Below are 8,930 nucleotides of genomic sequence, written 5' to 3' on the forward strand. Positions count from 1 at the left end.
GCCCCCGGCCGATCCGCGTGCTCGTCGCCGACGACGAGCCCATGATCCGCGCCGGCGTACGGGCGGTGCTCGCCACCGACCCCGGCGTCGCGGTCGTCGCGGAGGCGGCCGACGGACGCCGGGCCGCCGGGCCGTCGAACTGGTCCGGGCCCACCGCCCGCACGTGGCCGTCCTCGACGTGCGGATGCCGGGGACCGACGGCATCGACGCCGCCGCCGAGATCCGGCGCGCCCTGCCCGCGACCGGCGTCGTCATGCTGACCACGTTCGGCGAGGACGACTACATCCTGCGGGCGCTCGGCGCCGGGGCCGCCGGGTTCCTGATCAAGTCCGGAGAGCCCGAGGAACTCCTCGCCGGGGTACGGGCCGTGGCCGAGGGCGCCGCCTACCTGTCACCGAAGATCGCCGCCCGGGTGGTCGCGCACCTCGCGTCCACCGGAGCCGGGGAACGGGCCGGCCGGCGGAACGCCGCCCGGGAGCGGATCGCCGAACTGACGCCCCGGGAGCGCGACGTGCTGGCGCACCTCGGCGGCGGACTGTCCAACGGGCAGATCGCCCGGCGGCTGCACCTGGTCGAAGGCACGGTCAAGGCGCACGTCAGCTCCGTCCTGGCCCGCCTCGGCGTCGGCAACCGGGCCGCGGCCGCCGTCGTCGCCCACGAAGCCGGCCTCCTGCCCCCACCACCGCCCGAGCAGCGCTGAGACCAGCAGCCCGGCCGGGCGGCCCAGCACCAGGAGCGCCGAGGCGACGACCGCACCGCCGAGCAGGGCCCCGGCGGCCACGTCGTGCGGATAGTGGACCCCCACCAGCACCCGCAGCAGCGCCGCGGCCACCGCCACGGGCAGCGTCACCGCCGCGAGCCGGGGCCGCCGGACGGCCAGCCCGACCGCGAGGGCGGCTGCCAGAGTCGCGTGGTTGCTGGGGAACGACCAGTCGCCGGGTTCGGGGCAGGCGGCGACCGCCTCCGACCCGTCCACCGCCCGGCACGGCCGCTCCTCGTTGACGACCAGCTTCAGCGCCTCGCTGACCGCGTACGTCACCACCGTCCCCGAGCCGATCAGCGCGGCCCCCGCCACCGCCCCCGCGTCCCTGCGGCGCAGCGCCGACCAGCAGACCCCGAGCAGCAGCAGGCCCAGGACGACCAGCGTGGCCTCCGAACCCAGCTCCAGGAGATGGCCCAGCCACCCCGGGGCGTCGTGGACCGCCTCCGTCAGCGAGCGGTACGCGGAGACGGACGCCCCGCCCGTCACCTCGACCGGGCCGGGCCGCCCCAGGCCGCCCGGCGACAGCGCCCCGAGACCGGCCGCGGCAGCGCCCAGCAGTGCGGCGGCCCCGAAGAGCCGGGCGGGCCAGTGGTGTTGATGTGTGTGCTTCGCCATGCGGTGAACGTACGGAGGCACCACGGCCCGGTGCGCGGGCCGAACGGCAGGGGCGGCCCCCGACGAACGTCGGGGTTGACACCCCGCGGGCTCCCCGGGCGCGCCCCGTACCGCGTCCGCAGTACGGCGGGGGCGCACGTACCTCTCAAGGAGGCCGCGCACCTCCCCCCGGCGGCCTCCGGCCGAGCCGCGTCCTCCGTTTAGGGTCGGAGGATGGAGACCCCTACTGTTCGACGGCGGCGGCTGCTGCCCCGCACACCCGGCCGGTGGGCGGCGGTCGGCGCCGCGCTCGCCGTGCTCGTGGGCGGCGGCGTCTGGACCGCCGTCGCCGACGACGGATCGCCCACCGTGCGGCGCGAGGACCGGACACTGCGCATGGACGGGGTGCCCGTCGACACCTCGTACTTCCACGCGGAGGGTTCCGGCAAGCGGCCCGCCGTGCTCATCGGCCACGGGTTCGGCGGCAGCAAGAACGACGTACGGGCCCAGGCCGAGAAGCTCGCCGCCGACGGGTACGCCGTACTGACCTGGTCGGCGCGCGGATTCGGGAAGTCCGGCGGGAAGATCTCCCTCAACGACCCGGACCATGAGGTCAAGGACGTCTCCCGGCTCATCGACTGGCTGGCGACCCGCCCCGAGGTCGAGCTGGACGGCGAGGGCGACCCCCGCGTCGGCCTCACCGGGGCCTCCTACGGCGGGGCGGTCTCCCTGCTCGCCGCCGGACACGACGAGCGGGTCGACGCCATCGCCCCCGTGATCACCTACTGGAACCTCGCCGACGCCCTCTTCCCCGACGGGGTGTTCAAGAAGCTCTGGGCCGGGATCTTCATCACGACGGGCGGCGGCTGCGAACGCTTCGAGAAGCGGCTCTGCGAGATGTACGAACGGGTCGCCGTCAGCGGCAAGCCCGACGCGGAAGCGGTCAAGCTGCTCACCGAGCGCTCCCCGTCCGCAGTCGCCGACCGCATCGACGTCCCCTCGCTCCTCCTCCAGGGCCAGTCCGACTCCCTCTTCCCGCTCGGCCAGGCCGACGCCATGCAGAAGGCCATCGGCGCCAACGGCGCACCCGTCTCCGTCGACTGGACCGCGGGCGGCCACGACGGCGGCGACAACGAGGCCGGCCGGGTCCAGGGCCGGATCGGCGCCTGGTTCGACCGGTACCTCAAGGAGGACACCGGCGCCTCCACCGGCCCCGCCTTCCGCGTCAGCCGTACCGGAGGCGTCGACTCCACCGACGGGGCCGCCCTCCTGCGCGGCGCCTCCGGCGACACCTACCCGGGGCTGCGCGCCGGCGGGCGGGACATCGCCGTCGGCGGCGGGACCAAGACCCTCCGCAACCCGGCCGGAGCCTCACCGCCCGCCATCTCCGCCGTGCCCGGCGTCGGCGGCGGCCTCGCCCGGCTCTCCTCCCTCGGCGTCGGCCTCTCGCTCGACTTCCCCGGGCAGTTCGCCCGCTTCGAGTCCGCCCCGCTCGACACCTCCGTACGCGTCACCGGCACCCCCACCGTCACGGTGAACGTCACGGCGGACGACGGCCGGGACGCCGTGCTCTTCGGCAAGGTGTACGACGTGTCGCCGGACGGCAGGCAACAGGTGCTGCCCCACCAGCTCGTCGCCCCCTACCGGATCACCCCCGACCGGCAGGGCAGGCCGATCGAGCTGGCGCTGCCCGCCGTGGACCACGAGTTCGACGCCGGACACCGCATGCGGCTGGTGTTCTCCGCCACCGACCTCGGCTACGCGTCCCCGGCCGAACCCGCCACGTACACCGTCACCGCCGACGGACCGCTGACCGTCCCCACCGCGCCCGGAGTGAAGACCGCCGCCGCCGCGCTCCCGTGGTGGACCTGGGGCCTCCCGGCCGCCGCCCTCGTCATCGCGGCCGCACTCCTGCTCACCGCCCGCCGCCGCACCGCGACCCCCGCGCCGGACCCCGAACTCGCCGATGTGCCGCTCCGGATCACCGGGCTCTCCAAGAAGTACGCCAAGTCGGTGGACCGGTACGCGGTGCGCGAGCTGTCCTTCCGCGTCGAGAGGGGCCAGGTGCTCGGACTCCTCGGCCCCAACGGGGCGGGAAAGACCACCACGTTGCGCATGCTCATGGGGCTCATCACCCCCGACGAGGGCGAGATCCGCGTCTTCGGGCAGGCCATCCGCCCGGGTGCGCCGGTACTCTCGCGCGTCGGCGCGTTTGTCGAGGGCGCGGGCTTCCTCCCGCACCTCTCCGGGCGCGCCAACCTCGACCTGTACTGGCAGGCCACCGGCCGCCCCGCCGAGGACGCCCACATCGACGAGGCCCTGGAGATCGCCGGGCTCGGCGACGCGCTGGCCCGTGCGGTGCGGACGTACTCCCAGGGCATGCGGCAGCGCCTCGCCATCGCCCAGGCCATGCTCGGCCTGCCGGACCTGCTGATCCTCGACGAACCGACCAACGGGCTGGACCCGCCGCAGATCCGTGAGATGCGGGACGTGATGATCCGGTACGCGGCCGGCGGCCGAACCGTGATCGTCTCCAGCCACCTGCTGTCCGAGGTGGAGCAGTCCTGCACGCACCTCGTCGTCATGGACCGGGGCCGGCTCGTCCAGGCCGGGCCGGTCGCCGAGATCACCGGCTCCGGCGACATGATCCTGGTGACCACGGCGGAGGAGGTGCCCGAGCCGCTCGCGGAGAAGGTCGCCGCCCTGCCCGGCATCGGCTCCGCCGCCCGCACCGACGACCGGCGCGGCCTCCTCGTCCGCCTGGACGGAGCCACCACCGCACGGCTCGTCGCCGACCTGGTCCGGCTCGACGTCCCGGTCACCGGCGTCGGCCCGCACCGCCGCCTGGAGGACGCCTTCCTCACCCTGATCTCCCAAGGAGCAGCATGAGCGCCCCCGTCCAGCCCCCCGAGGCCCGGGTGGCGGCCGAGCACCCCGAGGCCCCCGGCTACCGCGCCGGGCGCACGCTCCCGCTCCGCGTGGAGGCCATGCGGCAACTGCGCCGACGCCGCACCCTGCTCATGGGCGGGGTGCTCGCCGCCCTCCCGTTCATCCTGATCATCGCCTTCGCGATCGGCGGCACGCCGGACGGCGAGGACGGCGGCCGGGGCGGCGGCCGGATCAACCTGATGGACGTGGCGACCGAGTCCGCCGCGAACTTCGCGGCCACCTCGCTGTTCGTCTCGGCCGGATTCCTGCTGGTGATCCCTGTGGCCCTGTTCTGCGGGGACACCGTCGCCTCCGAGGCGAGCTGGTCCTCGCTGCGCTACCTGCTCGCCGCACCCGTGCCGCGCGTCCGGCTGCTGTGGTCCAAGCTCGTCGTCGCGCTGGGCTTCAGCCTCGCCGCGATGGTGCTGCTGCCGGTCGTCGCGCTCGCGGCGGGCACCGCGGCCTACGGCTGGGGCCCGCTGAAGCTGCCGACCGGGGGAGCGGTGGCCGCCGGCGACACCGTGCCCCGCCTCATGATCGTCGTGGCGTTCATCTTCGTCTCCCAACTGGTCACCGCCGGGCTCGCGTTCTGGCTCTCCACCAGGACGGACGCACCGCTAGGCGCGGTCGGCGGCGCGGTCTTCCTCACCATCGTCGGCAATGTGCTCGACGCGGTGACCGCGCTCGGCTCCTGGCGCGACTTCCTGCCCGCGCACTGGCAGTTCGCCTGGGCCGACGCGCTCCAGCCCCAGGTGGAGTGGGGCGGCATGGTCAAGGGGGCGGCGATCTCGGTGACGTACGCCCTGATCCTGTTCGCGCTGGCCTTCCGCGGGTTCAGCCGTAAGGACATCGTGTCCTGACCCCGATGTTCCGCCGGGCTCCCGCCCCCCGTTGCCGCATCGAGACGGTTCCGCAACGCTTTCGTCGACTCCGGTCGGCGGCCCCGTACGTCACATTCACAGATGTCGAGGACACCGTGACGACCTGGGGGGTTACGCATGCACCGGACCAGCCGACGGAACCAGCGGCGGGCGGGAGGCCGGGCGGGGGCGGTGGCGCTCCTGCTGGCGGGCGCCCTGGCGCTCACCGCCTGCTCCGCCTCCGACGACGGCTCGGGCACCGCGCCCGACCTCAGCTCGGGCAAGCGCCAGGGGCAGGGGGCGACCGGCGGCGGAGCGCCCGCGCCGGACGCGGCGGCGCCCGGGACCGGCCGGTCGGCCGCGCCGGGAGGCGAAGGGGCCGCCGACACCGCCCGGCCGAAACCCGAGGCGCCCGACTACCTCTCCACCTTCGCCCTGGACGTGGACACCGCGAGCTACGGCTACGCCCGCCGCACCCTGGGCGACGGCCGGCTCCCGTCGCCCGGGGACGTCCGGCCCGAGGAGTTCGTCAACAGCTTCCGCCAGGGGTACGAGCGGCCGAAGGGGCCCGGCTTCGCGCTGAACGTCGACGGGGCGCGGATCGGTCCCCGCAAGGGCGCGGACAAGGCCGGAGGAGAAGGAAGCGGAGCCTCCGACTGGTCGCTGCTCCGCGTCGGCCTCGCCACCGAGGCCGCCCCGACGACCGCCGAGCGCCCGCCCGCGGCGCTCACGTTCGTCGTCGACATCTCCGGCTCCATGGCGGAGACCGGCCGCCTCGACCTGGTCCGCACGTCCCTGGACATCCTCACCGACGAACTGCGCGACGACGACTCCCTCGCCCTGGTCACCTTCAGCGACGAGGCCGAGACCCGGCTGCCGATGACCCGCCTCGGGGGCAACCGGAACCGGATCAAGGACGTGGTGGAGAAGCTGCGCCCGGCCCGATCCACCAACGTCGGGGCCGGCGTCACCCTCGGCTACGAGGAGTCGGTCGAGGGCCACCGCAAGGGCGCGACCAACCGGGTGGTGCTCCTCTCCGACGCCCTCGCCAACACCGGCGACACCGAGGCGGAGAGCATCCTGAAGAAGATCGACTCGGCCCGGCGCGAGTACGGCATCACCCTCTTCGGCGTGGGCGTCGGCAGCGACTACGGCGACGCGTTCATGGAGCGGCTCACCAACAAGGGCGACGGCAACACCACCTACGTCGGCGACGAGGAGCAGGCCCGCAAGGTCTTCGTCGACCAGCTCCCCGCCCACCTGGAGATCCGGGCCCGCGACGCCAAGGCCCAGGTGGCGTTCGACCGGAAGACCGTCCGGCAGTTCCGGCTGATCGGCTACGAGAACCGCAAGGTCGCCGACGAGGACTTCCGCGACGACGGCGTGGACGGCGGCGAGGTCGGCCCCGGCCACACGGTGACCGCTCTGTACGCCGTACGGCTGCGCGAGGGCGCGTCCGGCACGGTGGCCACGGCGACCGTGCGCTGGCTCGACCCCGCGTCCCGCAAGGCGCGCGAGGAGACCGGGACCGTACGGACCGGGGCGCTCGAAGGACCTCTGTGGGGCGACGCCACGGGAGACCGGCTGCAAGTGGCCGCCGTGGCCGCCTACTTCGCCGACCACCTGCGGGGCGGCGACCTGCCCGGAGCGCCGGATCTCAGCGAACTCGCTTCCCGCGCATCCGATCTGGCGGAGTCGACCGAGGACAGCTCGGTGCGGAAGCTGGCCACGGCCATCGGCCAGGCGGACCGGATCGCGGGCGGCGCCGGAACGGGCGACGGGCGGGGGCCGGACGAGGGCGAGATCGGCTGACGCCGCAGACCGGGCCCCGCCCGCAGGTCGCACGCCGCCGTCCGCATGCTGCCGCCCGCCGGGCGCGGACGGGACGGTCGGCGGGCGTGGACGGGCGGCGGGCGCGGACGGTCGCCGGGCGTGGACGTGCGGCGGGCGCGCCACCGGAAAAGGACTCCTGCGAACCGCTGTTCCCGGTCATGATGTCCGCCATGACTTCCCTCCTCCTGGCGCTCGCCACGATCGTCAACGGCCTCTACGCGGGCTTCATGCTGGCCTTCCTGATCGCGGTCATGCCCGGCCTCGCCGAACTGGCGGACCGACAGTTCACCGCCGCCATGCGCAGGTTCAACGAGAAGGTGCCCGGTCCGGCCTTCCTGGTCCTCTTCCTCGGCGTCGTCGCCCTGCCGGCCGCCGCGTTCTTCACGGGCCTCGGGGAGCACGACGCGGTGTCCGGGCCCGCCGTCCTGGCGGCGCTGGTCTGCGCGGTCATCGGCCACGCGATCACCGTCGTCGGGAACATCCCGCTCAACAACGCCCTCGCCGCCTCCGAGGGCGGCGACGACAGCGCGGCGCGCGCCGCCTTCGAACCTCGCTGGAACACCCTGCACCAGGTGCGCACGGCGTTCTCCCTGGTGGCGTGCGCCTTGCTGGTCGTCGCGCTCTGAGAGGTGCCGGGACAGCCCTCAGGGCGCCCAGGCGTCGCCCCGGCCCGGGTGGCCGGGGCCGAGCAGCACCACGAGCGCGGCCTTCCCGGGCACGGGCGCGGCCACCCGCCGCCAGCCGGTCCGCTCGTACAGCCGCAGCGCCGCTTCCGCCCGTACGGAGGTGAGCAGCCAGCAACGGCCCCCGGGCGCCCGCGCGGTGACCGCCTCCAGCAACCCGGCGCCGATCCCCGCCCCGTGCGCCTCCGGGGCCACCGCGAGTTCGTTCACCTCCAGCGCCCCGCACAGCCACGCCCGGGTCCGTTCGGGCCCGAGGGCCTCGGCGACCTGCCCGTAACTGCGGTCCGCGGGAAAGACCTCCGGGGTGGTCCACGCCGTGGCGAAACCGCTCACCGTCCCGGCGGAGACCGACACCGCCGCCGTGAACCCGGGCCGGAGCGCGTCCCGCGCCAGCCGCTCCGTGTACACCGCGGCCTGCGCCGGGTCCTCGTGCCAGGGCGGGCCGGCGAAGGCCCGCGCGTACACGTCGCGGACGCCCTCGGCGTACCGGGGCAGCTCCCCGGGCTCCACCGTCCTCACCTCGGCCGCCATCACGCCGCTCCCCCCGCGCTCGTCCGGACCTCACCGACGGGCCGGTCCGCCGGGCAGCATAGGCGACCGCCCCCCTCCCGGCGGGAGAAGGGCGGTCACCTGTGCGTACGGGGCGGGAGCCGTCACACGTTGGGCACCTTCAGCCGGTCCCAACTGGTCTTCCCCGGAATGCCGTCCGCGTCGCCGCCCGTGTAGCCCAGCTTGCGCTGCCAGGCGGCGTACGACTTCCGGTCGGCCTCGGACCAGGCGGGCCCCGGGCCCACCGTGTACCGGCCGCAGCCCTCCGCCACCAGCCGCTTGCCCATCGCCGTGACGATCGCGCTGTTGCGGCCGACCTTGAAGAACGCGGATCCCGGGAACGGCTCGTACGTCGGCCGGGGCGGCGGATCGGAGGGGCCGTCCGGCGCGCCGCCCAGCCGCTTCGCGACCCGGCCGCGCATCCCGTTCATGCTGAACCCGCGAGGATCGACCTTGCCCGGCTGCCACTCCAGGTGGCCGATCACCGACCGCTCCGACCAGCCGTGCGCCCGGCAGACCGCCGCCGACGCCCGCTCGATCGCGAGAAGCTGGGCGGCCGGCCACGGGTCCTTGCCGTCACCGAGGTTGACGCATTCGAAGCCGTAGAAATGGCGGTTGCCGTCGGTGTTGGCCTCGTTGTCCGGAGGCAGCGCCTTCTCCGCGATGACGGCGCGCAGGACGTCGTCGTCGCCGAGTCCGGCGTGGTTGGCCCGGCCGTTC

Annotated in this window: 6 protein-coding genes and 2 pseudogenes; 5 read left to right on the top strand and 3 right to left on the bottom strand. The window is 74.8% G+C overall.

Annotation, left to right across the window (positions count from 1 at the left end; translation table 11 throughout):
• Positions 1-41: 41 nt before the first annotated feature.
• Positions 42-700, top strand: a pseudogene (locus IF19_RS01000000135190) (response regulator).
• A 93-nt stretch (positions 701-793) separates the two neighbouring features.
• Here the strand turns inward: IF19_RS01000000135190 and IF19_RS1000000136660 are convergent.
• Positions 794-1,378: pseudogene (locus tag IF19_RS1000000136660) on the bottom strand (phosphatase PAP2 family protein); the annotation flags it as partial.
• Between the two features lie 213 nt (positions 1,379-1,591).
• Between IF19_RS1000000136660 and IF19_RS0132985 the strand changes: the two are divergent.
• The 4 genes from IF19_RS0132985 to IF19_RS0133000 all read left to right on the top strand — a co-directional run bounded on the left by IF19_RS0132985 (position 1,592) and on the right by IF19_RS0133000 (position 7,604).
• A complete protein-coding gene (locus tag IF19_RS0132985; protein ID WP_030277939.1) occupies positions 1,592-4,246 on the top strand; it encodes an alpha/beta fold hydrolase in 2,655 nt (884 codons plus the stop codon).
• The gene (locus IF19_RS0132990; protein ID WP_030277940.1) at positions 4,243-5,145 is read left to right on the top strand and encodes an ABC transporter permease; all 903 of its coding nucleotides are present in this window, start codon (positions 4,243-4,245) and stop codon (positions 5,143-5,145) included. Before IF19_RS0132985 ends, IF19_RS0132990 begins: the two co-directional genes overlap by 4 nt.
• Before the next feature lie 138 nt (positions 5,146-5,283).
• The gene (locus IF19_RS0132995; RefSeq protein ID WP_032748652.1) at positions 5,284-6,957 is read left to right on the top strand and encodes a vWA domain-containing protein; all 1,674 of its coding nucleotides are present in this window, start codon (positions 5,284-5,286) and stop codon (positions 6,955-6,957) included.
• Between the two features lie 179 nt (positions 6,958-7,136).
• The gene (locus IF19_RS0133000) at positions 7,137-7,604 is read left to right on the top strand and encodes an anthrone oxygenase family protein (protein WP_030119523.1); all 468 of its coding nucleotides are present in this window, start codon (positions 7,137-7,139) and stop codon (positions 7,602-7,604) included.
• A gap of 18 nt (positions 7,605-7,622) precedes the next feature.
• On the opposite strand, the gene IF19_RS0133005 is transcribed toward IF19_RS0133000, so the two are convergent.
• Positions 7,623-8,192 (bottom strand): GNAT family N-acetyltransferase, encoded by a 570-nt coding sequence (locus IF19_RS0133005; protein ID WP_030119524.1) that lies wholly within the window; start codon positions 8,190-8,192, stop codon positions 7,623-7,625.
• A gap of 122 nt (positions 8,193-8,314) precedes the next feature.
• On the bottom strand, positions 8,315-8,930 hold a 616-nt coding region (locus IF19_RS0133010), incomplete at its 5' end, for a peptidoglycan-binding protein (protein ID WP_030290250.1).

This window comes from Streptomyces californicus (genome assembly GCF_000717645.1).
Lineage (GTDB): Bacteria > Actinomycetota > Actinomycetes > Streptomycetales > Streptomycetaceae > Streptomyces > Streptomyces californicus.